This window comes from Sphingobium cyanobacteriorum, assembly GCF_030580935.1.
Taxonomy (GTDB): Bacteria; Pseudomonadota; Alphaproteobacteria; order Sphingomonadales; family Sphingomonadaceae; genus Sphingobium; species Sphingobium cyanobacteriorum.
In genome coordinates, this window is sequence record NZ_JAUQOM010000001.1 from 103,264 (window position 1) to 128,471 (window position 25,208).

Consider the following 25,208-nt stretch of genomic DNA (forward strand, 5'->3'; position numbering starts at 1 on the left):
ATGCAATTGACCCGCCATACCGACTATGCGCTGCGCGTGCTGATCCATCTGGCCGCCGCACCGGACGGGCGCGCGACGATCACGGAGATTGCGGACAGCTATGGCCTGTCACGCAATCATCTGATGAAGGTGGTGCATCATCTGGGACAGGGCGGCTTCATCGCCACCCGGCGGGGGCGCGGCGGCGGATTCGTGCTGGCGCGCCCGGCGGCACAGATCGGCATCGGCGCCGTGGTCCGGCACAGTGAGCCGGACATGCGCATGGCGGACTGCGCGGCCTGTGCCATCCGGCCTGCCTGCGGCCTGTCCGGGATATTGGCGGAGGCTGCAAACGCCTTTCTGGACGTGCTCGACCGCTACAGCCTGGCGGATGCCGCGCGCGACCGGCGCGGACTGGCGGCGTTGATCGCCGCCCTGCCCGCGCCGGGAAACAGGGTCAGCGACGCTTGCGCGGACGGGCCGCTTCACCGGGATTGACGCAACTGTCCTGCACCGTGCGCGAACAGAGCGGATAATCCTTAGCCCCGGTGGGTGGCGGGGTCATGTTGCCGCCGACCGCGACCGGATTGGCCGACGATCCGACCGGAGCGGCAGGATCGTGGGGCACGCCGGCCGGGGCGGGGACCATGCCGGCATCACCGGCCGGAACCGCGCCGGTTGGCACGCCCGCATTGGGATCAGCCGGCGGCGGCGGCGGCGGTGCATCGGCCGCAGGCTGGCTGGCGGGCGCCGGCATATCCTGCGCGATGGCGAGCGCGCCCATGGACGTGACGCCCAGCAAGGCCGCACCGGCCAGCATGATCATTTTCATCGGGATGATCCTTTCTGTCTTAGCCCCCCGTCATGCCCATTCAGTCAGCAGATTGGGCCAGCAGATCGGGCAGCAGACAGAACGGAAGGACAGCGCCTGCCGTTCCTGTCACCGGCGACCAAAGGTTCCCGTCATGCGACCAGCCGAAGCCGATCATTCCTCGCCAGGGAAACGATCAAACTTCGGCAGGTCGTGCATATGCCGAACCCAGCCCTGCGCCTCGGCCAGTTGGATGTGCGCCTGCGGAGGAAAGCTGTCAGGGTCATCGAGCGTGCTCGTCTGGATATCGATCCCGCCCGGAAAGATGGTGGGGTTGGTGTAGAAGAGTCCGGTGCCGCAGGTGCCACAGAAATGACGGGTCGCCAGTTCGGAGGACTGGTAACGCACGGCTTCCCCTTCGATCCGTACCTGGCCTTCTTCAAAAAGTGCCCATCCGACCATCGGCGCGCCGGAACTGGCCCGGCAATCGGCACAGTGGCAGATGGCGCTGTGCGCCGGCTGGCCGTCCACTTCATAACGGATCGCGCCGCACTGGCATTTCCCTGTCACCATCTTTCAACTCCCTTGCATGATTCGCCTTTTGTTCTCATAGAAAGACCTTCGCCGCAAGGGCGCGCCCTTGCCCATCCTGCCCCCTGCCCCTAGTTGATCGTAGATGACGCTGCCAGCCCCTTCCCCCCCAGCCCCCTCTCCCAACGACCCGCCCTATCTGAAAGGGCTGAACGCCCCCCAGCGGGAGGCCGTGCTGACGACCGAGGGACCAGTATTGGTGCTGGCCGGCGCAGGAACGGGCAAGACGGCGGCGCTGACCGCACGGCTCGCCCATCTGATCGGGACGCGGCGTGCCTGGCCATCGGAAATCCTGGCCGTCACCTTCACCAACAAGGCGGCGCGGGAAATGCGCGAGCGGGTGGGCAGGATGATCGGCCCGGCGGTGGAGGGAATGCCCTGGCTCGGCACATTTCATGCGATCGCGGCCAGGATGCTGCGTCGCCATGCCGAACTGGTCGGGCTGCAATCCAATTTCACGATCCTGGATACCGACGATCAGTTGCGGCTGATGAAGCAGTTGATCCAGGCGGAGGGGATTGACGAAAAACGCTGGCCGGCACGGCAACTGGGCGGGTTGATCGACCAGTGGAAGAACAAGGGCTGGACCCCCGACGATGTGAGCGCGGGGGAAAGCGAGGGCTATGCCAATGGCAGGGGGCAGACGCTCTATGCCGCATATCAGGCACGGCTTCGCGCGGTAAATGCCTGCGATTTCGGGGACTTGTTGCTACATGTTCTGACAATATTGAAAAAGCATCGCGATGTGCTGGAACAATATCAGCGGAAATTCCGCTACATCATGGTGGACGAATATCAGGACACCAATAGCAGCCAGTATCTGTGGCTGCGGCTGCTGGCGCAGGTGCGCAAGAATATCTGCTGCGTGGGCGATGATGACCAGTCCATCTATTCATGGCGCGGCGCAGAGGTTGCCAATATCCTGCGGTTCGAAAAGGATTTTCCGGGCGCGGCGATCATCCGGCTGGAACAGAATTATCGGTCGACACCCCATATATTGGGCGCGGCGTCAGGGGTGATCGCCGAAAATGGCAACCGGCTGGGCAAGACATTGTGGACCGACATCGACGTGGGCGAGAAGGTGCGCGTCATCGGCGTGTGGGACGGGCCGGAGGAAGCGCGGCGCGTGGGCGAGGAAATCGAGCGGATCGAGCGGGCCGGCGGATCGCTGGATCAGGTCGCGATACTGGTGCGGGCGCAGCACCAGACGCGCGAGTTCGAGGATCGCTTCATCCAGATCGGCCTGGCCTACCGCATCGTGGGCGGATTTCGATTTTACGAGCGGGCGGAAATCCGCGACGCGCTGGCCTATCTGCGGCTGGTGAACCAGCCTGCCGACGATCTGGCGTTCGAGCGGATCGTCAACATGCCCAAGCGCGGCCTTGGCGACAAGGCGGTGGAGAAGCTGCACCGGCTGGCGCGGGCGGAGGGGATACCGCTGGCGATGGCGGCGGCGCGGATCATCGACACCGACGAACTGACACCGCAGGCGCGGCGGGCGCTGGGCGCGTTCGTGGGCGATGTGGCGCGCTGGCGCGACCGAGCGGCCACCCTGCCCCATGCCGAACTGGCGCGGCAGATACTGGACGAAAGCGGCTATACCGCGATGTTGCAGGCCGAACGCAGCACCGAGAGTGCGGGGCGGCTGGAAAACCTATCCGAACTGGCGCGGGCGATGGAGGAATATGAGACGCTGGGCGCGTTTCTGGAGCATGTCTCCCTGGTCATGGACAATGAGGCGCAGGCGGAGACGGCCAAGGTCACGATCATGACCATCCATGCGGCCAAGGGGCTGGAATTCGACACGACATTTCTGGTCGGGTGGGAGGAAGGGATTTTCCCGTCGCAGCGCGCGCTGGACGAAGGCGGGCAGAACAGCCTGGAGGAGGAACGGCGGCTGGCCTATGTCGCGATCACGCGAGCGCGGCAGCGCTGCACCATCCTGCATGCGGCCAACCGGCGCATCTATGGCCAGTGGACCAGCAGCATCCCGTCACGCTTCGTGGGTGAATTGCCGCCCGAACATGTCGAGGAGGAAAGCAGCATGACCGGCGGCGCGTCGCTGTGGCGGGCCAACTGGTCGGAACGTGACGACCCCTTCGCCCATGTCGGGCGCGGCACCGGGCGCGGGCCGGGATGGCAGCGGGCGCAGGCCGAGGGGCAGTTCAGCCGCGAGCCGGTGCGGATCGTGGAGGCGCGCGCGTCGGCAGTGTCGATCGGCAACAAAGGGCGCAGCGACATGAGCGTGGGCCTGCGCGTGTTCCATCAGAAATTCGGCTATGGCACGGTCGCGGAGATCGAGGGCAACAAGCTGGAGATCGATTTCGAGACGGCCGGGCGCAAGCGGGTGATGGATAGTTTCGTGAGCGTGGGGTGATGCCCCATGACGACTGACGAACTGAAGGCCGCATTGAGCCTCATTCTGAAGCAGGAGGCGCTTGCATCTATCGACGATGCGGACGTACGGCGAAAGAGCGATGGTTAGGGGAAACAAGCGAGGTCGTGTCACCCTCGCTTTGCTCGGCGAGTTTTTCAGGGAAATGCCCCCGACATTTTCTTTTTGTCGAAAAACTGGTGGAGCCTAGCGGGATCGAACCGCTGACCTCCTGCATGCCATGCAGGCGCTCTCCCAGCTGAGCTAAGGCCCCATCCGGCGCGGTGAAAACCGCGACCAAAAGGTCATGCCATGTCCGGCAAATCGCCGTCGGCAGAAAAACTGGTGGAGCCTAGCGGGATCGAACCGCTGACCTCCTGCATGCCATGCAGGCGCTCTCCCAGCTGAGCTAAGGCCCCGTAACCAGTGAAGCGCCGTTTGGGTCCGGCGCTTCGGAGGTCGCTGCCTCTAGGGTCAGGCGACCCCGTTGGCAAGCGGAAATTTCACTTAAATATCGTCGCTGTCGTCATTGCTGCCGGCATCGACACCCAGGTCGTCGTCACCGCCCAGATCCACGTCATTGTCGGGCGAATCGCCATCGTCATCCACGTCCAGATCAATGTCCAGATCGTCGTCGGCCGTCTCCAGTTCGCCATCGGCGGTTTCGATCACCTTCTTGGGCGCGGCTTCCTCATATGGCAGCGGCTGCTTCGACTTCAGCACCGGCTCCGGTTCCCAGGCCGCACCACAATTGATGCAGGTTACGGGATCATCCTTGCCCAGGTCGTAGAAGCGAGTCGCGCATTTCGGGCAAGTCCGCTTCGTGCCCCATTCAGCCTTCACCATGTCCGGCCTGTTCCTTCTTCGATACCATGAACGTAAAATCACGCGGCGCGACCAGGTCGCCCGCGAAGCGACGCGCGCCTTGCCATAGCGGGACCGCGCTGTCAAAAGCCGCTCGCATTTTTTCGCTTTCATGACAACGGACATCCCGTGACCCAGCATTCCGATCAGCCTGCCCCCCGCACCTTCTCGGCCGCGCCCGCGCTCAGCGGGAGCGTCACCGTGCCGGGCGACAAGAGCATTTCCCACAGGGCGCTGATGCTGTCGGCGCTCGCGGTCGGGCATAGCCGGGTCGAAGGACTGCTGGAGGGCGAGGATGTGCTGGCCACCGCCGCCGCCCTTCGCGCCATGGGCGCGCGGATTGAGCGGGACGCGGACGGGGTCTGGCATATCCATGGCGTGGGCGTCGGCGGGCTGTTGCAACCGGAGACGGCGCTGGACATGGGCAATAGCGGCACGTCGACGCGCCTTTTGATGGGCCTGCTCGCCAGCCATGACCTGACCGCAACCTTTGTGGGCGACGCATCCCTGAGCAAGCGGCCGATGGCGCGCGTGACCGAACCGCTGTCGCGCATGGGGGCGAGCTTTACCGCCAGCCCCGGCAATCGCCTGCCGCTGACGATGAAGGGCGCCTGCCCGGCCGTGCCGCTCGACTATCGGCTGCCGGTCGCGTCGGCGCAGGTGAAGTCCGCGATCCTGCTGGCCGGCCTCAACGCGCCGGGCATCACCCGCATCGTCGAGCCGATCCCGACCCGCGACCATAGCGAGCGGATGCTCAAGGGGTTCGGCGCCGACCTGAATGTCGAGGTGGAGGCGGACGGCACCCGGATCATCACGCTGGCCGGCGAGGCGGAATTGCGGCCACAGCAGATCGTCGTGCCGGGCGATCCTTCGTCCGCCGCCTTCCCGATGATCGCAGCCCTGCTGGTGCCCGGATCGCAGGTGACGATCGCCAATGTCGGCCTGAATGGCACGCGCGCGGGCCTGATCGACCTGCTGCGCGAAATGGGCGGATCAATCGAAATCGTGAATGCGCGTGAAGTTGGCGGCGAGCCGGTCGGCGACCTGATCGTCACCGCGTCGGCGCTCCGCGGCGTCGAGCCTGATCCCGCCCGCGCGCCCAGCATGATCGACGAATATCCGGTCGCCTTCATCGCCGCCGCGCTGGCGCAAGGGCGCAGCGTGTTTCGCGGGCTGGAGGAACTGCGCGTCAAGGAATCGGACCGCATCGCCACCATGGCGGAAGGGCTGCGCGCGATCGGCGTGCCGGTGGAGGAACTGGAGGACGGCATCATCATCGAGGGCAGCGGCGGCGCGCCGTTACCCGGTGGCGGGCCGATCGCGACGAAGCTGGACCATCGCATCGCCATGAGCTTCGCGGTCGCGGGCCTGGTGTCGCAAGGCGGCGTGACGATCGACGACATGCGGCCGGTGGCGACCAGCTTCCCCACCTTCCTGCCGCTGCTCCAGTCGCTGGGGGCATGGGCATGAGCTTCGATTGGGACTGGGCCAATATCGTCGGCCTGCTGGGCAGCGCGATCATGGTCGTCGCCTATGCCTACAGCAATATGGCCAAGGTGATGAACTTCACCATTTTCAACCTGCTGAACCTGGTGGGATCGCTGCTGCTGATCTGGTCGCTGACGGTGCATTTCAACCTGGCGTCGATGGCGCTGGAAGTGGTCTGGGCCGCGATCGCCCTGCTGGGGCTGGGCAACGGGCTGAGAAGGAAAAAGCCATGATCATCGCCGTCGACGGCCCCGCTGCATCGGGCAAGGGCACCATCGCCAAGGCGCTGGGCCGCCATTATGGCCTGCCGGTGCTGGACACCGGCCTGCTCTATCGCGCGGTCGGCCTGTCGGTGCTGAAGGCCGGTGGCGACCCCGACCTGGAAGCCGATGCGCTGGCGGCATCCGGTTTTGACGACGCGATCCTCGCCGATCCGGCGCTGCGCAGCGAAGCGGTGGGCAGCCTGGCGTCGCGCGTGTCGGTGCATCAGAGCGTGCGCGACGCGCTGGTCCAGCGGCAGCGGGCATTCGCGACGCAACCGGGCGGCGCGATCCTGGACGGGCGCGACATCGGCACGGTGATCGCGCCCGACGCCGACGCCAAGATATTCGTCACCGCCAGCGTCCATATCCGCGCCGAGCGGCGGTACAAGGACGCGCTGGGCCACGGCCTGCACCCCGACATGGACAGCCTGATCGCCGACATCCAGGCGCGCGACACGCGCGACATGAGCCGCGATCATGCGCCGCTCAAAGTCGCCGAAGGTGCGGACTTGCTAGATACCAGCGATTTGACTATAGACGCGGCCGTCCAGCGGGCGATCGCGCTTGTGGACGCCCAGCTTGAAGGTCGCCGCAAAACGTGACCCGTCAAGGCGCGCGGATATTCCGGGCGCCCTTTTCGCTTATCCAGCCTGCGCGTTCCAGTCCGTAACCCCTTGGATACGTTCAGGGTATTCGGCCCTGTGCGTGCTTTGGCCAAAGACCATCGGATACAACCGATTGGCCAGCAATGATGAGTGAAGGACCAACCATGGCCTCTACGGCATTCCCCTCGCGCGACGATTTCGCCGCGCTTCTCAATGATTCTCTCGGTGGTGAGGACGGCGGTTTCGAAGGCCGCGTCGTCAAGGGCACCGTTACCGCCATCGAAAACGACCTGGCCGTCATCGACGTAGGCCTGAAGTCCGAAGGCCGCGTGCCGCTGCGCGAATTCGCAGCGCCAGGCCAGAAGGCTGACCTGAAGGTCGGCGACGAAGTCGAAGTCTATGTCGACCGCGTCGAAAACGCCCATGGCGAAGCCATGCTGTCGCGCGACCGCGCCCGCCGCGAAGCCGCCTGGGACAAGCTGGAAGCCGAATTCACCGAGAGCGCGCGCGTCGAAGGCGTCATCTTCGGTCGCGTCAAGGGCGGCTTCACCGTCGACCTGGACGGCGCCGTGGCCTTCCTGCCCGGCAGCCAGGTCGATATCCGCCCCGTGCGCGATGTCACCCCGCTGATGGACATTCCGCAGCCCTTCCAGATCCTGAAGATGGATCGCCGCCGCGGCAACATCGTTGTGTCGCGTCGCGCCATTCTGGAAGAAACCCGCGCCGAACAGCGCAGCGGCCTCATCCAGACGCTGGCCGAAGGCCAGATCATCGAAGGCGTGGTCAAGAACATCACCGATTATGGTGCGTTCGTTGACCTGGGCGGTATCGATGGCCTGCTGCACGTCACCGACCTGAGCTACAAGCGCATCAACCACCCCAATGAGATGATCAACATCGGCGACACCGTGCGCGTGCAGATCATCCGCATCAACCGCGACACCCAGCGCATTTCGCTTGGCATGAAGCAGTTGGAAAGCGATCCGTGGGAAGGCGCATCCGCCAAGTACCCGATCGGCGCCAAGCTGTCCGGCCGCGTCACGAACATCACCGAATATGGTGCGTTCGTCGAGCTGGAAGCGGGCATCGAAGGTCTGGTCCATGTGTCGGAAATGTCCTGGACCAAGAAGAACGTCCACCCCGGCAAGATCGTGTCGACCAGCCAGGAAGTCGAAGTCCTGGTTCTGGAAGTCGATCCCGAAAAGCGCCGCATCTCGCTCGGCCTCAAGCAGGCCCAGTCGAACCCGTGGGACAGCTTCGCCGAACGTCACCCGATCGGTTCGACCGTCGAGGGCGAAGTCAAGAATGCGACCGAATTCGGCCTGTTCATCGGCCTGGACGGCGATGTGGACGGCATGGTCCACATGTCCGACATTGCCTGGGGCATTTCGGGCGAGGACGCGCTGGCGCTGCATCGCAAGGGCGAGACGGTTCAGGCCGTCGTGCTCGACATCGATGTCGAGAAGGAACGCATCAGCCTGGGCATGAAGCAGCTTGAGCGTGGCGGCCCCGCCGCTGGCGGCACCACCGCCGCAGCCGCTGGCCTCAACAAGAACGCGATCGTCACCGTGACCGTTCTGGAAGTCCGCGACGGCGGCCTGGAAGTCCAGGCTGGCGAAGATGGCGCCACCGGCTTCATCAAGCGCAGCGACCTGGGCCGCGACCGCGACGAACAGCGCCCGGAACGCTTCCAGCTCGGCCAGAAGTTCGACGCGATGGTGACGGGCTTCGACCGCGCCAAGAAGCCGACCTTCTCGGTCAAGGCGATGCAGATCGCCGAAGAGAAGCAGGCCGTGGCGCAATATGGATCGTCCGACAGCGGCGCGTCGCTGGGCGACATCCTGGGCGAAGCGCTCAAGGCCAAGAGCGAAGGCTAAACCCTTCCGCTTTCCAGATGACAGAAAAGCCCGCCGGACCAGTGTCCGGCGGGCTTTTTCCTGTTTTCGGACATATATCCTTCTGAAAGTGAAACGATCTTCTTGTTGCCCGATTGTCAACGGCTTGCCGACTCTCTATCATGGCGGCGGGGCACAGCAGAGGGGCGCTGGAGAACCAATGATCCGTTCGGAACTAATCCAGAAACTGGCCGAGGAAAATCCTGGCCTGAATCTCCAGGAAGTGGAGAAGATCGTCGATCTTTTCTTCAAGGAGATTGTCGATCGACTGTCATCGGGGGGGCGAGTCGAACTGCGCGGATTCGGCGCCTTCACCACCCGTGCGCGCGACGCGCGCACCGGTCGCAATCCGCGCACGGGGGAGCAGGTGCCGGTCGATGCCAAGCGCGTGCCCTATTTCAAGCCGGGCAAGGAAATGCGTGAGCGGCTGAACATGAAGGGTGGCGCCTGAACCCTGTCCATCGCTATCCAGCAATGGATGCGAACGGGAAGCCTGCGCCCAATCCCCACCCGGCCGGGACAGGTGCGCCAAACGAACGGACGCCATGATTTTGGGGAGGATGCGCATATCCTGCTTGGCTCCTCCGCTTTGGCTGACTATAGCGGCCCATGGTAATGCGGGCGTGGCGAAATCGGTAGACGCAACGGACTTAGGCCATTGAGTGCGCGCGGGGAAACCTGTGACGTAGAACTGCTCAAATTCGGGGAAACCTTCATCTGGCAATCCCGAGCCAAGCCCGAAAGCATGCTTTCGGGAAGGTGTAGAGACTAGACGGGCAGCACCTAAACCCCGGCCAGCCGGGACATGGTGAAGGGATAGTCCAGACCACAAACGCCCTTGCGGGCGGCGGCGAAAGCCGTAGCTGGTAAGAAAATCCGTCGGGCCCTGCCCGTGGGGGTTCGAGTCCCCCCGCCCGCACCACCCCTTTCCGGCAGTATAATCCCGGCAGTCCTTTTCCGGGAGGCGATGCCAGGCAATCGATATCAGGCGCGCCCTTCCCCGTCTGCGTCGGTGATGCAGCGCAATCGATAGCCGATGCCCAGTTCATTGCCGATAATCTGCGGCCGCTGCGGATCATCCTCCAGCTTCTGGCGCAAGGTCCGCACCAATACCCGCAGATATTCGACATGATGTTCATGCTCATTGGGCCAGACATGGGCCATGATCTGGGCATGGGTGATGACCCGGCCGGGGAATTTCGCCAGTTGGGCGAGCACGGCATATTCCTTGGGCGTCAGATGGACTTCGTGCCCGACCTTCGTCACGGTGCGGGCCAGCAGGTCGATCTCCACATCTCCCGCGCGCACCGTGGCCGCGCCGCCATCCTTGGCCATGCGGTTGCGCAGCGCCACGCGCACCCGCGCCAGCAATTCGTCGGTGTCGAACGGCTTGGTCAGATAATCGTCGGCCCCCAGGTCCAGCGCCGCCACTTTCTGATCGGTGGCGTCGCGCGCCGACACGATGATGAGCGTCGTGTCCGAATCCCGCTTGAACAAGGGCACCAGTTCCAGCCCGTCGCGGTCCGGCAGGCCAAGGTCGAGCAGGCTGATGTCGGGCCGTTCCGATTTCAGCAGCGCCAGCGCCTCACGCGCGGTGCCCGCTTCCACCGTGGCATAGTCGGCGCGGGTCAGGGCGGCGTGGATCAGCTTGCGGATATGCGGTTCGTCATCGACGATCAGCACCTTGTGGCGGGTTTTCATAACAAGTCCTCACGGGGCAGGTCTGACAGGATGCACGATTGGGGGATGGTGATGGTGAAGCAGGCGCCGACCGGATCGGTCCTGCTGGCGGCGGCCACGCGCAGCCCCATCGCTTCGGCAAAGCCCTTGACGATAGCCAGGCCAAGGCCCGTGCCATGCTTGACCCGGTCGGACCCCTCCAGCCGGGTGAAGGTGTCGAAAATCCGGGCTTCCGCGCCGGGCGGGATGCCCGGCCCTTCGTCCAGCACCGACAGCGCGATCGCATCGGGCAGGCGGCGGCCGCGGATCAGCACCGGCGTCCCCGGATCGGCATAGCGCCCGGCATTGTCGAGCAGGTTGATGAGGCAATGGTGCAGCAGCGTCGGATCGACCCGGACCAGCGGAATGTCGGGCGAGATATCCACGTCGACCTTGTGCCCCAGCAGCGACTGGCGCGTGTCCTGCACTGCGCCGGCGACAGCGTCGAACAGGTCGGTCGGCTCGACCTTGAGCGGCAGCGCGCCTGCCTCCACCCGCGCCATGTCGAGCAGGTTGGCGACGAAGCGGTTGAGCCGTCGCGCTTCGGCGTCCACCGTGTCGAGCAGGTCGGAGGGACATTGCCGTTTCAGTTCATGCGTCGCTGACAGGATGGTGGTCAGCGGCGTGCGCAGGTCATGCCCCACCGATGACAGCAAGGCCGATCGCAGCCGGTCGCGTTCGAATATCTGCCGCGCGTCCAGCATCTCCTCCTCCAGCGCCATGCGATCGAAGGCGATGGATGCCTGATCGAGCAGGCTCATCAGCAGCGGGATCTGATCCGACCGCAGCGGTTGCCCGGCGTCCTCGCGCGCCAGCCCCAGCACGCCCAGCACCCCGCGTGTGGTGCGCAGCGGGTGGAACAGCCAGTCGGACGCTGTGAGCGTGGACGATCCGCGCCCGGCGGGCTGTTCATTATCCATCGCCCATTGGGCGGCGGCCTTTTCGATCTGCTCCAGCCGGTCCTCCGGCGGCACGGCGGCGCGCAGTTGCGGCCCGTCCGGCGACGGCAGCAGCAGCACGGTGCGGACGGACAGCAAGCGCGACACTTCGGCGCAGATGGCGTGCATCAGCTCCTCGCGGCTGGCCGATGCGGTGATCTGGCGTGAAAAGCCCGCCAGCGCCGCATTCTGGCGCGCGCTCGATTGCGCCAGGTCCGCCTGCGCCCGCACCCGCGCGGCAAACTGGCTGGTGACGATGGCGACCCCCAGCAGCACAAGGATGCTGACGACATTTTCCGGGTTGTTGACCGTCAGCGTGCCGGTGGGCGGCAGGAAGAAGAAATTATAGGCCAGGCTGGACAGCAACCCGGCAAACAGCCCCGCGCGCAGGCCGAAGGAGGCCGCCGCGAACATGACCGGGACCAGGTAGAGCAGCGCGATATTGCCCAGGTCGATCGTTTCCACCAGCAACCGGCCCAACGCCGTCATCGCCGCGATCATCAGCGTCGACCAGAGATAGTCGGCCGGCTTGCCCCATTGCCGGGCGTTGCGGCCGCTGGTTGCCGGCCGGGCGCGCGCCGTATCGTCGCCGGGCAGGACATGCACCGCGACATCGCCGATCCCGCGCACCAGCGCATCGACCACCGACCCATGGCGCAGTTCGAACCACCAGGACCGCGCCGACTTGCCGATGACGATCTGGGTCGCGCGGGCATCCGCCACATAATGGCGCAGCCCGTCGATCACGGAAGGGGCGGCGATGGTGGCGGTGGTCGCGCCCAGCCGCGACGCCAGCGCCATCGTGTCGGCCAGTTGCGCCCGCTCCGCCTCGCTCAGGGTCAGGCTGCGCTGGGTTTCGATATGGACGGCGGACCAGGGGGCTTTCAGCGCATCGGCCAGCCGCTTGGCCGCGCGCACCAGCCCCGGCGCGCTCGGCAATTCGCTGATCGCCACCAGGATGCGCTCGCCCGCCGCGAAGCTGCCGGCCAGCGCATGGGCGCGGACATAGTCCAGCATCTGCGCGTCGACCGCCTGCGCGGCGCGGCGCAGCGCCATTTCGCGCAAGGCGGTCAGGTTGGATTTGGAGAAGAAATGGCCGAGCGCGCGGGTCGCCTCCTGCGGGATATAGACCTTCCCCTCCTTCAGCCGCTCGATCAGTTCGTCGGGCGGAATGTCCACCATCTCGATCTCGGCCATCTCCAGGATCGAGTCCGGCACGGTTTCGCGCACCCGTACCCGCGTGAAGGAGGCGACGACATCGTTCAGGCTTTCGATATGCTGGATATTGACGGTTGAATAGACGTCGATCCCGGCGTCGAGCAGTTCCTCCACATCCTGATAGCGTTTGGGATGGCGGCTGCCCGGCGCATTGCTGTGGGCCAGTTCGTCCACCAGCGCCAGTTGCGGGCGGCGGGCGAGGATGGCGTCGATATCCATCTCGCCCAGCCGATGGCCCTGATGGTCGACATGCTGGCGGGGAATGACCTCATGCCCCTGCACCAGCGCTTCGGTTTCCTTGCGGCCATGGGTTTCCACCACGCCGACGACCACGTCGATGCCCGCCCTGCGCCGCTGCATCCCGTCGGTCAGCATCTCATAGGTCTTGCCCACGCCCGGCGCTGCGCCGAGGAAGATTTTCAGGCGGCCGCGGCCTTCCTGCGCGGCCTGGCGCAGGAAGGCTTCGGGGTCGCGGCGGTCCGGGTCGTTCATTCCGCCTGATTAGCGCCGATGCCGTCGAGCCGTCGATTGATTTTAAGGACATTCACGCGCGGCTCCCCCAATATGCCCAGGACCGGCCGTTCGATCATGTCGGCGACCAGCGCGCGAACCCGCGCCGGGGCGATGCCCCGCGCCTGCGCGATCCGGTCGACCTGATAAAAAGCCGCATCGGGGCTGATATGGGGGTCAAGCCCCGATGCGGAGGCTGTCACCAGATCGGACGGAACGGGGCGATCGGGCGAGGCAGTCCTGTTTTGGGCAATGTCCTGTTCGACCCGCTCCACCAGCGCCTTGCTGGTCGGGCCAAGGTTCGAGCCGGAGGAGGCAAGGCCGTCATAGCCCTTGCCCGCCGCCGACGGACGGGAATGGAAATAGCGGTCGCTGGCAAAGGTCTGGCCGATCAGGGCCGATCCGACGACCCTGCCGTCCGCCCTGATCAGGCTGCCATTGGCCTGGGCCGGGAAGATCGCCTGTCCGATGCCGGTCAGCGCCAGCGGATAGGCGATGCCCAGCAGCAGCGCGAACAGCAATGTCATGACGATCGCCGGGCGAAAGGCGGTGATGAGATCCTTGTTCATATGTCCGTTCCTTACGCCAGACCCAGGCCGTTGACGGCCAGGTCGATGATCTTGATGCCGGCAAAGGGCGCGATCAGGCCGCCCAGCCCGTAGATGGCGAGGTTGCGGGCCAGCAGCGGCCCCGCCCCGATCGGCCGGTAGGCCACGCCCTTCAGTGCCAGCGGCACCAGCAGCGGAATGATGAGCGCGTTGAAGATGATCGCCGAAAGGATCGCGCTTTGCGGGCTGGCCAGCCCCATCAGGTTGAGCACGCCCAGCCCCGGATAGAGGACGACGAACATCGCCGGGATGATCGCGAAATATTTGGCCACGTCATTGGCGACGGAGAAGGTGGTGAGCGCGCCGCGGGTCATCAGCAATTGCTTGCCCAGCCCGACGACCTCGATCAGCTTGGTCGGATCGCTGTCCAGATCGACCATGTTGCCCGCTTCGCGCGCCGCCTGCGTGCCGGTGTTCATGGCGACCCCGACATCCGCCTGCGCCAGCGCGGGCGCATCGTTGGTGCCGTCGCCGCACATCGCGACCAGCCGCCCGCCCTGCTGTTCCTTGCGGATCAGGGCCAGCTTGTCCTCCGGCGTGGCCTGCGCCAGGAAATCGTCCACGCCCGCCTCCGCCGCGATGGCCGAAGCCGTCAGCGGATTGTCGCCGGTGATCATCACCGTGCGGATGCCCATGGCGCGCAATTCGCCGAACCGTTCGCGGATGCCGGCCTTGACGATATCCTTGAGGAAGATCGCGCCCAGCAGCTTTCCATCCTGCGCCACCGCCAGCGGAGTGCCGCCGGCGCGGCCGATCTCGTCGGTGATGCGGCGCAGTTCGTCGGCGACCGGGGTAGAGCCAAGGCCGGGATTGGCGTGCAGGACCGAATCCACCGCCCCCTTCTGGATGGTGCTGCCGTCGATCTTCACCCCCGAAATGCGGGTCTGCGCGGTGAAGGGGATGATGTCGGCAGTTGCGGGCAAGGCCGTGGTCGTCTGGCCGAACTTCTCGCGCGCCAGCACGACGATCGACCGGCCTTCCGGCGTCTCGTCGGCCAGGCTGGCGAGCAGCGCCGCCTGCGCCAGTTGCGCGGCGGATGCGCCGCCCACCGGCCGGAATTCGGTCGCCTGCCGGTCGCCCACGGTGATGGTGCCGGTCTTGTCCAGCAGCAGCACGTCGATGTCGCCCGCCGCCTCGACCGCGCGGCCCGACTTGGCGAGCACGTTGAAGCGCACCAACCGGTCCATCCCGGCAATGCCGATCGCTGACAGCAGCGCGGCGATAGTGGTGGGGATGAGGGTGATGAGCAGCGCCGCCAGCACCGACACGGGGATCGCGCCGCCGGCATAGCTGGCGAAGCTGGGGATGGTGCCGACCGCGATCAGGAAGATGATGGTCAGGCCCACCAGCAGCAGGGTCAGCGCGATCTCATTGGGGGTTTTCTGCCGCTCGGCCCCTTCGACCAGCGCGATCATCCGATCAAGGAAGCCCTGCCCCGGATTGACGGTCACACGGACGCGGATTTCGTCGGAGATGACGCGGGTGCCCGCCGTCACCGCCGAACGATCGCCGCCCGCCTCGCGGATGACCGGCGCGGATTCGCCGGTGATCGCCGCTTCGTTGACCGACGCGACGCCGGCCACGACTTCGCCATCGGACGGGATCAGGTCGCCGGTTTCGACCAGCACGATGTCGCCGACGCGCAGGGCGCTGGCGGGCACGGATTCCGCCTCCCGCCCGTCGCCCTTCAGCCGCTTGGCGGTCAGTTCCGCCTTGGCCGCGCGCAGCGATGCCGCCTGCGCCTTGCCCCGCCCTTCGGCCAGGGCTTCGGCAAAGGTGCCGAACAGCACGGTCAGCCACAGCCAGATCACCAGTTGCAGCTTGAAGCCGATGGCAAGGCCGTCCTGCCCGACGGCCAGCAGGACCGTCAGCAGCATCGCCACGACGGCGGTGGTGAACATCACCGGGTTGCGGATCAGTTCCCTGGGGTTGAGCTTGCGGAAGGCGTCGCCGATCGCAGGCAGGATCAGGTCGGCGGTAAAGAGCGATTTGGACGCTGTGCGTGCCATGATGATGCTCCGATGTCTTAGAAGGTCTGCCGTGGATCATCGCGAGATGATCGGCGATCGGGCCAAGGGCGATGCCGGGCAGGAAGGTCAGCCCGCCGACGATCAGGACGATACCGACCAGCAGGCCGGTCCACAGCGGTCCGGTCGTCGGGAAGCTGCCCGCCGTTTCGGGCGTGTATTTCTTCGCCGCCAGCCCGCCGGCGATGGCCAGCATCGGCACGATGATGAAGAAGCGGCCGATCCACATCGCCACGCCCAGCAGGCCGTTATAGAAAGGCGTGTTGGCAGTCAGGCCCGCAAAGGCCGAACCATTGTTCGCCACGGCGCTGGTGAAGGCATAGAGGATTTCGCTGAACCCGTGCGGCCCCTTGTTGAGCGGCCCGGCAAGCCCGGCCGGCAGGACCGACGCGATGGCGGCGAAGCCCAGGATGACGAGCGGCAGCACCGCGATGGCGAGGACGGCGAGCTTTACCTCCCGGCTCTCGATCTTCTTGCCGACATATTCCGGGGTGCGACCGACCATCAGGCCGGCGACGAACACCGCCAGGATGGCAAACAGCAGAAAGCCGTATATGCCCGCGCCGACGCCGCCGATGACGACTTCGCCCAGTTGCATGTTGAACATGGGAACAAGGCCGCCGAGCGCGGTGAAACTGTCATGCATGGCGTTGACCGCGCCGCAGCTTGCCGCCGTGGTGATGACCGAGAAGAGGGCCGATGCGGCGATGCCGAAGCGGACTTCCTTGCCCTCCATATTGCCGCCCGCTGCGCCCAGGCTGTGGAGAATGGGGTTGCCCGCCGCTTCCTGCCAGTAGGTGACGGCCGTGCCGGCCAGGAACAGGATCATCATCGCGGCCAGGATCGCGCGGCCTTGCCGCACATTGCCGACCGCCTTGCCGAACGTGTAGGTCAGCCCCACGCCGATCGCGAAGATGGACAGCATCTGCACCAGATTGGTGAGCGCGGTCGGATTTTCGAACGGATGGGCGCTGTTGGCGTTGAAGAAGCCGCCACCATTGGTGCCCAGCATCTTGATCGCTTCCTGGCTGGCCACCGGACCCAGCGCCAGTGTCTGGCGCGCGCCTTCCAGCGTGGTGACATCGACCGATCCGGCCAGCGTCTGCGGCACGCCGCTGGCGATGTAGAAGATCGCGAGCAGGACGCAGAGCGGCAGCAGCAGGTAAAGCGTCACCCGTGTCATGTCGGCCCAGAAATTGCCGATGCTCGCCGTCCCGCGCCGCGCGAAGCCACGGAACAGCGCGAAAGCGAGCGCGATGCCGGTCGATGCCGACAGGAAATTATGAATGGTCAGGCCCAGCATCTGGCTGAGGTTCGACATGGTCGATTCCCCGCCATAGCTTTGCCAGTTGGTGTTGGTGGTGAAGCTGATCGCGGTATTGAACGCCAGATGCTCGCTCAGGCCCGGATAGCCGAGCGGATTGAGCGGCAGCACGCCCTGAAGCCGCAGGACGGCATAGGTGAACAGCAGCAGCACCGCGTTGAAGATCAGCATATGCACCGCATAGCGGCGCCAGCCCTGTTCCTGGTCCGGGTCGATGCCCGACAGCCGGTAGAAGCCGCGCTCCACCGGCCCCAGCAGGCGGTGCAGCGGCGTGCGCCGCCCTTCATAGAGGGCATGGAGCCACAGGCCCATGGGCTTGGTCAGCGCCAGCAGGATCGCGACGAAGGCGAGGATCAATATCCATCCCTGATATGTCATGGCCGCCTCCCGCTCAGAAGCGTTCGGGGCGTGCGAGCACGGCCACCAGATAGAGAAGAAGCGCGGCCGCGGTCAGCGCGGCCAGCCAGAGGTCGATGGTCATGGCCTACCCCTTCACGCCTGTTCGCACAGGGCGGCATAGCCGAGCGTCGTCGCCAGCAAGCCGAGGATGAGGCCGATCCAGAGGATGTCCTGCATGATATGTCTCCCGCACGACGTCGGGACCGCGACAGATGCGGCGCCGATTCGTCTGCCGCGCCTCAATTAGGGGAGGGGCGCGTTTGAATTCGAGAGACAGGAAGGGCGGGCTACATAGTATTTGCGTATGATCGTTGGACTGCGGGGCGGCGCGGGCGCTTGCCCGCGCCGCCCCCTTCACGGCGTCAGGGGTTCACCATCGCGCCCATCGCCACATAATCGAGCTTGCCCGTGCCCAGCACCGGCAGCGCGTCCACTTCGCGAATGTCGCGGGGGATCGCCAGTTCGGTGACGCCATTGGCGCGGCCCCAGGCCTGGAGGTCGCTGGCCTTCGCCCCCTTGCGCGTGGTCAGCAGCACCAGTTGCTCGCCCTTGCGCGGATCGGGGCGGGTGACGACCGCATGTTCGGCGTCGGGCCACAGCGCGGCGGCATAGCCCTCCACCGCCGGCAGCGAGATCATCTCGCCGCCGATCTTGGCGAAGCGCTTGGCCCGGCCCCTTATGGCGACGAAGCCGTCCGCATCGATCGTCACGATGTCCCCGGTGTCATGCCAGCCGCCTTCGGGCGGTTGCAGCAGGCCGGGGGCGTCGGCCTTCATATAGCCGGCCATGATGTTGGGGCCACGGATCGACAGGCGACCGCCCTCCGAGATGCCCGGCACATCATCCAGCCGCGCCTCGATCCCCGGCAGCAGCCGGCCCACGGTGCCGGCGCGGAAGTGCATCGGCGTGTTGACCGCGATCACCGGCCCGGCCTCGGTCGCGCCATAGCCTTCCAGGATGCGCAGGCCGAACTTGTCGGCATAGGCCTTGCGCGTTTCGTCGCGCACCCGCTCCGCCCCCGCGAAAATGTAGCGCAGCGAATAGAAGTCGTAGCCATGCGCCATCCGGGCATAGCCCGACAGGAAGGTGTCGGTGCCGAACAGGATGGTCGCATTGCTGTCATAGGCGAGCGCGGGCACGATCCGGTAGTGGAGCGGGCTGGGATAGAGCAGGGTTTTTACCCCGTGCAGGATCGGCAGCAAGGTGCCGCCGGTCAGGCCGAAGCTGTGGAACACGGGCAAGGCATTCAGCACCGTGTCGGCCGCGTTGAAATCGATCCGCGCGGCGAGCTGGCGGCAGTTGGACAGGAGGTTGCGGTGGGTCAGCACCACCCCCTTGGGCAAGCCTTCCGATCCGCTGGTGAACAGGATCACCGCCGGCGCGTCGGGCGCGATGCGCAAGCGCCTGTGGCTGCGGGCGGCGAAGCGGCTGGCGACGAGCGCGCGCAGCTTTGCCCCGGTGCCGATGCCGGCGCCGACCTCCTCCAGCCAGAGGATGGTGATCCCCTCCCCTGCCAGCGCCGCGACGACATCGCCCAGCTTGGCCTGATCGACGAAGGCGCGCGCGGTGACGATGGTGCGGATCGCCGCCGCCGTGCAGGCCGCCTTCAAATTGGTGAGGCCGGCGGTATAGTTGAGCATCGCCGGCACCCGGCCATGCGCCTGCAAGGCGAAGAAGGTCGCGACCACGGCGGACACATTGGGCAGCAGCACGCCGACCGCCTCCCCCTGGGCCGTCACCTTGGCGAGCGGTCGCCCAAGCGCCAGGCTGCCGACCACCAGCCGGTCGTAGCTCATCGGCTCGCGCTTGATATCCTCCACCACCGCCGCCTTGCCGCCATGGATGTGCCGCGCGTCGAGCAGCGCTTCGAACAGCGTTTCCTCGGTCCGTGAGGTGGCGAAGATCATCGTGCTCATTTCGTCATAGAGGCGGCGGCCGGCGATGGCGCGGCGCGTGCGCGCGGTCATTTCGCCCTCTATGCTGAACCGGCGCGGCGGCAGGACGGTCAGACGGATCCTGGGGAAGCTGCGCAGCCGTACCTTGCCGCGCAGGCGCGAAAAGGGCGTGAATTGCGCGCCGTCGATGCGAACCGGGATGATCGGTGCATCGGCCTTGTCAGCGACCATGCCGGGGCCGTCGAATATCTTCATCAGCGCGCCGGTGACGGTGATGCGGCCTTCGGGGAAGATGACGAGCGTGCGGCCTTCGCGCACTGCCTTCACCATCGCCTTGGCCGCCATCGGGTTGGTCGGATCGACCGGGAAGGCGTCGAACAGCGGCAGGAAGGGCTGGACCCACCAGGCCCTGGCGATGCGGGTATGAACGGCGAAGGTCGGCTTGCCCGGCAGGAAGGCGGCAAGCAGCAGCCCGTCGAGGAAGGAGACATGGTTGACCACGACCACGGCCGGGGTACCGGCCTGGGGCATATGCTCCGCGCCGCTGACCTCGACGCGGTAGAGCAGGCGCAGAAGCCCCCGGAAGATTGCCTTGATCACGGTTTCGGGCAGCAACCAGCAGGAAATGAGCGCGATCGTCAGCGTGGCGAAGCCCAGCGCGCCGATGATGCCCGGCACGCTCTCACCCCGCGCCAGCATCAGCGTCACGACCAGCACGACAGCGACACTGACCGCCGCATTGACGATATTGTTGGCGGCGATGGTGCGCGACCGCTCCTCGCGCGGGGCGTGGGTCTGGAGGATGGCGTAGAGCGGCACGATGAACATGCCGCCGGCAAAGGCGATGCCGAACAGGTCGAACAGGATGCGCCAGCTACCCGCCGACGCCACGAAGCTGGCGATGCCGGCTTCCGCGACCATCGGGCGATAGGCGCTGGTGGAGAGCCACAGGTCGATCATGCAACCGGCCAGCACCAGCGCGGACGCCGGTACGTAGCGCGCCGACACTTCGCCGGCGAGCAGGCGGTTAACGAGAAGCGAGCCGAGCGCGACGCTCAGCGAGAATACCAGCAGAAACAGGGTCGCGACTTCCTGCTTTGCATGCAGGACGCCGCTGACCAGCGGACCGAATTCCGACAGGAGCACCGCGCCGATCGCGAAGAACCAGCTTATCCCCAGGATCGAAAGCCACACGCCCCGGCCATGACGGGCCGCCTTGAGGATGCGCCAGGTGCTGCGGAAGATGTTGCGGTCGACATGCAGCCCCTGCGCCACCGGCGGCGCGGACGGGACGGCCAGACTGGCGACCAAGCCGAGCAGCGCGACGCCGATTGCCGTCAGGCCCGCCGTCTGCGCGGGGATCACCCCGGCGAGCAACTGGCCGCTCAGGATCGCGATAAAGGTGCCCGCCTCGATCAGGCCGGTGCCGCCCATCATTTCATGCGGGTGGAGATGTTGCGGCAGGATCGAGAATTTGACCGGACCGAAGATGGTGGAATGCAGGCCCATCAGGAACAGGCAGGTCAGCAGAAGCGGCACCGATTCCAGCCAGAAACCGATCAGCGCCAGCGTCATGATGCCGACCTCCGCCGCCTTGACCGCGCGCACCAGCTTCGCCTTGTCCCAGGCGTCGGCAATCTGGCCGGCCAGCGCGGAAAAGAGGAAGTAGGGCAGGATGAACAGGCCCGTCGCGATCGTCGCCAGTAGTTCCGCCTTGCCCGGTTCCGCCCGGAACAGCGCGAAATTGGCCAGGAACAGCAAGGCGAACTTCAACAGATTATCGTTGAACGCGCCCAGGAACTGGACGACGAACAGAGGCGCGAAGCGCCGTTTTCCCAGCAGCGACAGATCAGGTGCGGACATGGACAGATACCCCCGTGGCGCAGAGCGATAAGCAGGAAACAGAAATAGGCCGTTAATGGGATTGATGCGGTCGCCCTGGCGCCACTCTATCACCCCATATCCGGTGGAGATGTTGATAGTTGTAAATTGAACAGTGATCAATTAAAAAATTAGACAGTGTTCAATTAAGTTTCTAAAGCCTGTTCATGGGCAGACGATCCGACCATAGCCGCGCCGAACTGGAAGCGCTGATCCTGGCAGAAGGCCAGCGGCTGATGGCCGAGGGCGGCTTCGCCCGCTTCTCCGCGCGGGAGGTCGCCAAGCGTATCGGCTATGCCGTGGGCACGCTCTATAATGTGTTCGGCAGCTATGACCTGCTGCTGGCGACGATCAACACCGTCACCTTCGAAGATTGGGCCAAGCATCTGGAAGCCAGGCTGGCGCGCGCCAGCGATGACCGGATCGCCGCACTGGTGGAGGGCTATTTCAGCTTTGCCGCCGACCATCCGAACCTGTGGAGCGCGATCTACGACCATCGCCTGCCCACCGACATGGCCATGCCCGACGCGCTGGCCGCGCGGCGCGGCGTGCTGACCGACATCGTCGTGCGGGAAGTCGCGACCGTGCTGCCCGATGCGGGGAAGGATCGCGCGCCGCGCCTCGCCCGGTCGCTGGTGGCGACGGTGCATGGCCATTGCGCCTTCGCGCTCAACGGCAGCTTTGCGCTGATGGGGGAGACGGCCCCGCTGGACATGGCGACGGCGCGGGTGAAGGAAGCGCTCGCCGCCGCTGGCGCGACGCTGCCGGCATAGCTTCAGCGCACATCATTGTCCTTGCCGGTCGTCCGGTCGCCAAGACCTGAAACCAGGTCGTGCAGGCGCGGACGGACGGGCGCATTGTCATGCATGACCATCAACGGATCAACGATCTTCGCGAAGCGAAGGCCGCACAGGTCGCGCCGCACCCACATCACCCGCGCTTCCATATCCAGGCCCCTGGCGCGCAACCGCACCCGGCTGCCCGTACTGAAACCCGACGGATGCTCCAGCAGGCAGCCGCCGGACGAAATATCGCCGACAATCACCGTGCGGTGGCCGGCGGCGCCCTCGATCAGTTCCGCCTCGAATGCGGTAACGAAACGCGGGTGCCGTCTCCGTTCGAAATAGGCGACCAGTGGGTCGGTAGTCATGACAGCATACCTTCAAAAGCGCCCGGAGGCCGCCGGACCGGCCGGCGGCTTGCAAAGCGCGGACATGGGCAGATTGAGCGAGCGCCTGGGGATGCTGCCGCAACGCCGGCGCGTTCGATCTGGATGACATCCAGCTCTTGACCAGTTTTGCTAACAAAGGATTAACGTCGCCATGGTCGCGCCGGGCATCCGCCCACCTGCCCGATCGGACGGGCCGGCGGTTATGGTCGGCGACGATCTGGGGCGAGGCGCAGCACGCCATAGCCGGCAAGCGCCGACAGCAGCGACCCGCCCAGCACCCCGATCTTGACCGCATCGGCATGATGGGGATCGGCAAAGGCCAGCCCGCCGATGAACAGGCTCATGGTAAAGCCGATGCCACAGAGCAGCGCCAGCCCGTATATTTGCAGCCAGTTCGCCCCGGCCGGCCGTTCGGCCATGCCCAGCGCGACCGCCCCCCTGATGCTGCAAAATATCCCGATCTGCTTGCCCAGGAACAGGCCCGCGGCAATCCCCAGAGGCAATGGCTCCAGCACATCGGCCAGGCCCACGCCAGCCAGTGAGACACCCGCATTGGCGAAACCGAACAGCGGGACTATGCCGAACGCCACCCAGGGATGCAGGCCATGTTCCAGCCGGTGCAATGGCGATTGCGCCTCATCCCCTCCCCCGGTTGCGCTGCGGATCGGTATGGCCAGCGCGGCCAGAACGCCGGCGATCGTCGCATGGACCCCCGACAGCAGCACGGCCAGCCACAGCCCCGCCGCCAGCACCAGATAGATGCCAAGGCTGGTAATCCCCCGACGATTGGCGAACAGCATCACGCCCCATATCAGCGCCGCCGCGACCAACGCCCACAGGCCGACGCCCGCCGTATAGGCCAGCGCGATGATGAGCACGGCGCCCATGTCATCCACGATCGCCACGGTGGTCAGCAGCAGCTTGAGCGAGGTCGGCGCCCGCTTGCCCAGCAGGGCCAGGACGCCGATGGCAAAGGCAATGTCGGTGGCGGCCGGAATCGCCCAGCCCTTTGCCAGTCCCGGCTGTCCGCCGGCAATGGCAAGATAGGCGGCAGCGGGCACCACCATGCCCGCGACCGCCGCGATCACCGGCAGCGATCGATCGCTCCACCGCGCCAGCCGGCCTTCGACAAACTCCCTCTTGATCTCCAGCCCGACCAGCAGGAAGAACAGGCTCATCAGCCCGTCATCGATCCAGTGCAGGGCGGAAAGCGGACCGATCCGCATATGCAGCACGGCGAAATAGAGCGGTGCCACAGGGCTGTTGGCGACGATCATCGCCAGGACCGCCGCACCGATCAGGCACAGGCCACCGGACGCTTCCATACGGAGAAAATCGCGAAGCGCCGATGGCGGCCGGGGCAACAGGGTCGATTTCAGCATGGGCAGGGAATAACCGGGTTGCGCCACCTTTGTCCAAGAAAAGCCATCATGCCGATGATCAAAAGCGTTCACACATCCTTGGCTATGGTCGGGCTGGCTATTGCAGCGCCTCCTCCGGGGGCATCATCGCGGCCAGCTTCATCTTGAACTCTTCGGATTGCAGCAGGCGATGACGCAACTGATTGAGCGTCGGCTCGGTCGCATGGGCCATCAGGGTTTCCATATTTTCCGGCGCCCGGCCGAGCAGCCAGAAAAACCCGTTATAGGCATCGATCACATTGGGCCGACGGTTCATCCCGTGCCGATATTCCATTTCATGCAACAGCGCCGGCATCAGGTCCGTCAATATATCGGCGCCCGATCGCTCCAGCGCGCGCCAATGCAGCCCCGCCGCATCGGCCTCTTCACCACAGGCATCGAAAGCGGCGCGCAACCGTGCCCCCACTTCCGCCACAGTAACAGGTTGAGCCGATGCAAAAGACAGCGAATGGACATTGAACCGGCTCGCCATCAAACGCCAGCAGGCGGCCGCATAATGAACCGAGGCCGGACCATATTTCGCCAGATCGTCACTCCATAATGCCCCTTCATAGCGCAACAGCTTCGCCCCATGAATGTGCGCGGCGCAATAGTCCGCCATCAGTTCCAGCATCGGTGCACGGGCAGACCAGGCCATGAAATCTGTCCTGAAATCGCGCTTGGTCCGCATCTTGCCGCGATAGTCCCATGTGGGTGGGAAATTGAGAATCAGCACCTGGCTATGGGGCAATTCCTCGTTCAGGAACGCGCACATCCGGTCCAGCGCCTGGCGATGCAGGCGGACATATTCGGGCGAACCAAAGGGAATCATGTCGAATCGTTCGATGAATGACGCCTTGTTGCCAAATTCCTCGGCGATCAATTCATAGGGGAAGGACAGATAGCCCTCCCCGTCCGTCAGCAAGGCGCAGCGCACGTCGCGGATGAAATCGATGATCACGATATCGGGCTTCACCGTCAGCATCCGTTCTCGAAAATCCTTGCGGTTTTCGTAGGAAAGATGCCGCTGGGTTTCCGGGGTCAGACCGGACATGTCGCCCAGGTCGAGCGGCTTTTCGTCCATCAGGCTGACGCTGTTGACCCGATAATAGCGCAGGCTGGGAATGATGTCGCCCAGCACATATTTCAGGAACTCTTCGCTATAACAGCTCCCGACATAAGCGACTTTCACTGTTCCTCACCCCTGCGATACAAAACTGTCACATAGGGTTAGGCGAAGGTTTAATC

General features: G+C 65.3%; 21 protein-coding genes, 2 tRNA genes and 1 pseudogene. 8 read left to right on the plus strand and 16 right to left on the minus strand.

Annotated elements, in window-relative coordinates; genetic code table 11:
* Nucleotides 1-477, plus strand: a complete 477-nt coding sequence (locus Q4610_RS00465) for an Rrf2 family transcriptional regulator (protein WP_304534063.1) — start codon at nucleotides 1-3, stop codon at nucleotides 475-477.
* Here the strand turns inward: Q4610_RS00465 and Q4610_RS00470 are convergent.
* Nucleotides 437-811 (minus strand): Fe-S oxidoreductase, encoded by a 375-nt coding sequence (locus tag Q4610_RS00470; RefSeq protein WP_304534064.1) that lies wholly within the window; start codon nucleotides 809-811, stop codon nucleotides 437-439. The genes Q4610_RS00465 and Q4610_RS00470 overlap by 41 nt on opposite strands.
* A 153-nt stretch (nucleotides 812-964) precedes the next feature.
* Complete coding sequence (locus Q4610_RS00475; RefSeq protein ID WP_304534065.1) at nucleotides 965-1,363, minus strand: GFA family protein; 399 nt, start codon at nucleotides 1,361-1,363, stop codon at nucleotides 965-967.
* A 103-nt stretch (nucleotides 1,364-1,466) separates the two neighbouring features.
* On the opposite strand from Q4610_RS00475, the gene Q4610_RS00480 reads away from it, so the two are divergent.
* A complete protein-coding gene (locus Q4610_RS00480) occupies nucleotides 1,467-3,758 on the plus strand; it encodes an ATP-dependent helicase (RefSeq protein WP_304534066.1) in 2,292 nt (763 codons plus the stop codon).
* A 195-nt stretch (nucleotides 3,759-3,953) separates the two neighbouring features.
* Here Q4610_RS00480 and Q4610_RS00485 read toward each other — a convergent pair.
* The 4 genes from Q4610_RS00485 to Q4610_RS00500 all read right to left on the minus strand — a co-directional run bounded on the left by Q4610_RS00485 (nucleotide 3,954) and on the right by Q4610_RS00500 (nucleotide 4,719).
* A tRNA-Ala gene (locus tag Q4610_RS00485) sits at nucleotides 3,954-4,029 on the minus strand.
* Nucleotides 4,030-4,098: 69 nt separating this feature from the next.
* Nucleotides 4,099-4,174, minus strand: a tRNA-Ala gene (locus Q4610_RS00490).
* Between the two features lie 88 nt (nucleotides 4,175-4,262).
* Nucleotides 4,263-4,601, minus strand: coding sequence for a TIGR02300 family protein (locus tag Q4610_RS00495; RefSeq protein ID WP_304534067.1), 339 nt, complete (start codon nucleotides 4,599-4,601; stop codon nucleotides 4,263-4,265).
* Complete coding sequence (locus Q4610_RS00500) at nucleotides 4,588-4,719, minus strand: hypothetical protein (protein WP_304534068.1); 132 nt, start codon at nucleotides 4,717-4,719, stop codon at nucleotides 4,588-4,590. The genes Q4610_RS00495 and Q4610_RS00500 overlap by 14 nt, the downstream gene beginning before the upstream one ends.
* Nucleotides 4,720-4,748: 29 nt before the next feature.
* On the opposite strand from Q4610_RS00500, the gene aroA reads away from it, so the two are divergent.
* From aroA to Q4610_RS00525, 5 genes are all read left to right on the plus strand, one after another.
* Nucleotides 4,749-6,089 carry a 3-phosphoshikimate 1-carboxyvinyltransferase gene (gene aroA / locus Q4610_RS00505; RefSeq protein WP_304534069.1) on the plus strand — a complete coding sequence of 447 codons (1,341 nt, stop codon included), beginning with the start codon at nucleotides 4,749-4,751 and terminating at the stop codon, nucleotides 6,087-6,089.
* Nucleotides 6,086-6,340, plus strand: a complete 255-nt coding sequence (locus Q4610_RS00510; protein WP_304534070.1) for a CBU_0592 family membrane protein — start codon at nucleotides 6,086-6,088, stop codon at nucleotides 6,338-6,340. The genes aroA and Q4610_RS00510 overlap by 4 nt, the downstream gene beginning before the upstream one ends.
* On the plus strand, nucleotides 6,337-6,972 hold the full coding sequence (gene cmk, locus Q4610_RS00515) for a (d)CMP kinase (RefSeq protein ID WP_304534071.1): 636 nt from the start codon (nucleotides 6,337-6,339) through the stop codon (nucleotides 6,970-6,972). Before Q4610_RS00510 ends, cmk begins: the two co-directional genes overlap by 4 nt.
* 167 nt (nucleotides 6,973-7,139) lie before the next feature.
* Nucleotides 7,140-8,852, plus strand: a complete 1,713-nt coding sequence (gene rpsA / locus Q4610_RS00520) for a 30S ribosomal protein S1 (RefSeq protein ID WP_304534072.1) — start codon at nucleotides 7,140-7,142, stop codon at nucleotides 8,850-8,852.
* Between the two features lie 178 nt (nucleotides 8,853-9,030).
* Complete coding sequence (locus Q4610_RS00525) at nucleotides 9,031-9,321, plus strand: integration host factor subunit beta (protein ID WP_304534073.1); 291 nt, start codon at nucleotides 9,031-9,033, stop codon at nucleotides 9,319-9,321.
* Nucleotides 9,322-9,854: 533 nt separating this feature from the next.
* Here Q4610_RS00525 and Q4610_RS00530 read toward each other — a convergent pair.
* The 7 genes and pseudogenes from Q4610_RS00530 to Q4610_RS00560 form a co-directional block, all read right to left on the minus strand.
* Nucleotides 9,855-10,571, minus strand: coding sequence for a response regulator transcription factor (locus tag Q4610_RS00530; RefSeq protein WP_304534074.1), 717 nt, complete (start codon nucleotides 10,569-10,571; stop codon nucleotides 9,855-9,857).
* Complete coding sequence (locus Q4610_RS00535) at nucleotides 10,568-13,237, minus strand: sensor histidine kinase (RefSeq protein ID WP_304534075.1); 2,670 nt, start codon at nucleotides 13,235-13,237, stop codon at nucleotides 10,568-10,570. The genes Q4610_RS00530 and Q4610_RS00535 overlap by 4 nt, the downstream gene beginning before the upstream one ends.
* Nucleotides 13,234-13,824: a potassium-transporting ATPase subunit KdpC gene (kdpC, locus tag Q4610_RS00540; RefSeq protein ID WP_304534076.1), complete on the minus strand. Its 591-nt coding sequence runs from the start codon at nucleotides 13,822-13,824 to the stop codon at nucleotides 13,234-13,236. The genes Q4610_RS00535 and kdpC overlap by 4 nt, the downstream gene beginning before the upstream one ends.
* An 11-nt stretch (nucleotides 13,825-13,835) precedes the next feature.
* Complete coding sequence (gene kdpB / locus Q4610_RS00545; protein WP_304534077.1) at nucleotides 13,836-15,872, minus strand: potassium-transporting ATPase subunit KdpB; 2,037 nt, start codon at nucleotides 15,870-15,872, stop codon at nucleotides 13,836-13,838.
* 25 nt (nucleotides 15,873-15,897) lie between these two features.
* Nucleotides 15,898-17,592 (minus strand): annotated as a pseudogene (gene kdpA, locus Q4610_RS00550) (potassium-transporting ATPase subunit KdpA); the annotation flags it as partial.
* A 13-nt stretch (nucleotides 17,593-17,605) separates the two neighbouring features.
* On the minus strand, nucleotides 17,606-17,695 hold the full coding sequence (locus tag Q4610_RS00555; RefSeq protein WP_304534078.1) for a potassium-transporting ATPase subunit F: 90 nt from the start codon (nucleotides 17,693-17,695) through the stop codon (nucleotides 17,606-17,608).
* 280 nt (nucleotides 17,696-17,975) lie between these two features.
* Complete coding sequence (locus Q4610_RS00560; RefSeq protein ID WP_304534079.1) at nucleotides 17,976-21,371, minus strand: acyl-[ACP]--phospholipid O-acyltransferase; 3,396 nt, start codon at nucleotides 21,369-21,371, stop codon at nucleotides 17,976-17,978.
* 185 nt (nucleotides 21,372-21,556) lie between these two features.
* On the opposite strand from Q4610_RS00560, the gene Q4610_RS00565 reads away from it, so the two are divergent.
* Complete coding sequence (locus tag Q4610_RS00565; protein WP_304534080.1) at nucleotides 21,557-22,162, plus strand: TetR/AcrR family transcriptional regulator; 606 nt, start codon at nucleotides 21,557-21,559, stop codon at nucleotides 22,160-22,162.
* A 2-nt stretch (nucleotides 22,163-22,164) separates the two neighbouring features.
* Here Q4610_RS00565 and Q4610_RS00570 read toward each other — a convergent pair whose 3' ends face one another.
* The 3 genes from Q4610_RS00570 to Q4610_RS00580 all read right to left on the minus strand — a co-directional run bounded on the left by Q4610_RS00570 (nucleotide 22,165) and on the right by Q4610_RS00580 (nucleotide 25,152).
* On the minus strand, nucleotides 22,165-22,539 hold the full coding sequence (locus Q4610_RS00570) for a PilZ domain-containing protein (RefSeq protein WP_304534081.1): 375 nt from the start codon (nucleotides 22,537-22,539) through the stop codon (nucleotides 22,165-22,167).
* Nucleotides 22,540-22,760: 221 nt separating this feature from the next.
* On the minus strand, nucleotides 22,761-23,942 hold the full coding sequence (gene nhaA / locus Q4610_RS00575) for a Na+/H+ antiporter NhaA (protein ID WP_304534829.1): 1,182 nt from the start codon (nucleotides 23,940-23,942) through the stop codon (nucleotides 22,761-22,763).
* Nucleotides 23,943-24,039: 97 nt separating this feature from the next.
* Nucleotides 24,040-25,152, minus strand: a complete 1,113-nt coding sequence (locus Q4610_RS00580) for a DUF6270 domain-containing protein (RefSeq protein ID WP_304534082.1) — start codon at nucleotides 25,150-25,152, stop codon at nucleotides 24,040-24,042.
* Nucleotides 25,153-25,208 lie beyond the last annotated feature (56 nt).

Excerpts from the sequence above, each read along its gene's own strand:
- Q4610_RS00465 (WP_304534063.1), top strand. The coding sequence starts at position 1 with ATGCAATTGACCCGCCATACCGACTATGCGCTGCGCGTGCTGATCCAT.
- Q4610_RS00470 (WP_304534064.1), bottom strand. The coding sequence starts at position 811 with ATGAAAATGATCATGCTGGCCGGTGCGGCCTTGCTGGGCGTCACGTCC.
- Q4610_RS00475 (WP_304534065.1), bottom strand. The coding sequence starts at position 1,363 with ATGGTGACAGGGAAATGCCAGTGCGGCGCGATCCGTTATGAAGTGGAC.
- Q4610_RS00480 (WP_304534066.1), top strand. The coding sequence starts at position 1,467 with ATGACGCTGCCAGCCCCTTCCCCCCCAGCCCCCTCTCCCAACGACCCG.
- Q4610_RS00495 (WP_304534067.1), bottom strand. The coding sequence starts at position 4,601 with ATGGTGAAGGCTGAATGGGGCACGAAGCGGACTTGCCCGAAATGCGCG.
- Q4610_RS00500 (WP_304534068.1), bottom strand. The coding sequence starts at position 4,719 with ATGCGAGCGGCTTTTGACAGCGCGGTCCCGCTATGGCAAGGCGCGCGT.
- Q4610_RS00510 (WP_304534070.1), top strand. The coding sequence starts at position 6,086 with ATGAGCTTCGATTGGGACTGGGCCAATATCGTCGGCCTGCTGGGCAGC.
- cmk (WP_304534071.1), top strand. The coding sequence starts at position 6,337 with ATGATCATCGCCGTCGACGGCCCCGCTGCATCGGGCAAGGGCACCATC.
- rpsA (WP_304534072.1), top strand. The coding sequence starts at position 7,140 with ATGGCCTCTACGGCATTCCCCTCGCGCGACGATTTCGCCGCGCTTCTC.
- Q4610_RS00525 (WP_304534073.1), top strand. The coding sequence starts at position 9,031 with ATGATCCGTTCGGAACTAATCCAGAAACTGGCCGAGGAAAATCCTGGC.
- Q4610_RS00530 (WP_304534074.1), bottom strand. The coding sequence starts at position 10,571 with ATGAAAACCCGCCACAAGGTGCTGATCGTCGATGACGAACCGCATATC.
- Q4610_RS00535 (WP_304534075.1), bottom strand. The coding sequence starts at position 13,237 with ATGAACGACCCGGACCGCCGCGACCCCGAAGCCTTCCTGCGCCAGGCC.
- kdpC (WP_304534076.1), bottom strand. The coding sequence starts at position 13,824 with ATGAACAAGGATCTCATCACCGCCTTTCGCCCGGCGATCGTCATGACA.
- kdpB (WP_304534077.1), bottom strand. The coding sequence starts at position 15,872 with ATGGCACGCACAGCGTCCAAATCGCTCTTTACCGCCGACCTGATCCTG.
- Q4610_RS00555 (WP_304534078.1), bottom strand. The coding sequence starts at position 17,695 with ATGACCATCGACCTCTGGCTGGCCGCGCTGACCGCGGCCGCGCTTCTT.
- Q4610_RS00560 (WP_304534079.1), bottom strand. The coding sequence starts at position 21,371 with ATGTCCGCACCTGATCTGTCGCTGCTGGGAAAACGGCGCTTCGCGCCT.
- Q4610_RS00565 (WP_304534080.1), top strand. The coding sequence starts at position 21,557 with ATGGGCAGACGATCCGACCATAGCCGCGCCGAACTGGAAGCGCTGATC.
- Q4610_RS00570 (WP_304534081.1), bottom strand. The coding sequence starts at position 22,539 with ATGACTACCGACCCACTGGTCGCCTATTTCGAACGGAGACGGCACCCG.
- nhaA (WP_304534829.1), bottom strand. The coding sequence starts at position 23,942 with ATGCTGAAATCGACCCTGTTGCCCCGGCCGCCATCGGCGCTTCGCGAT.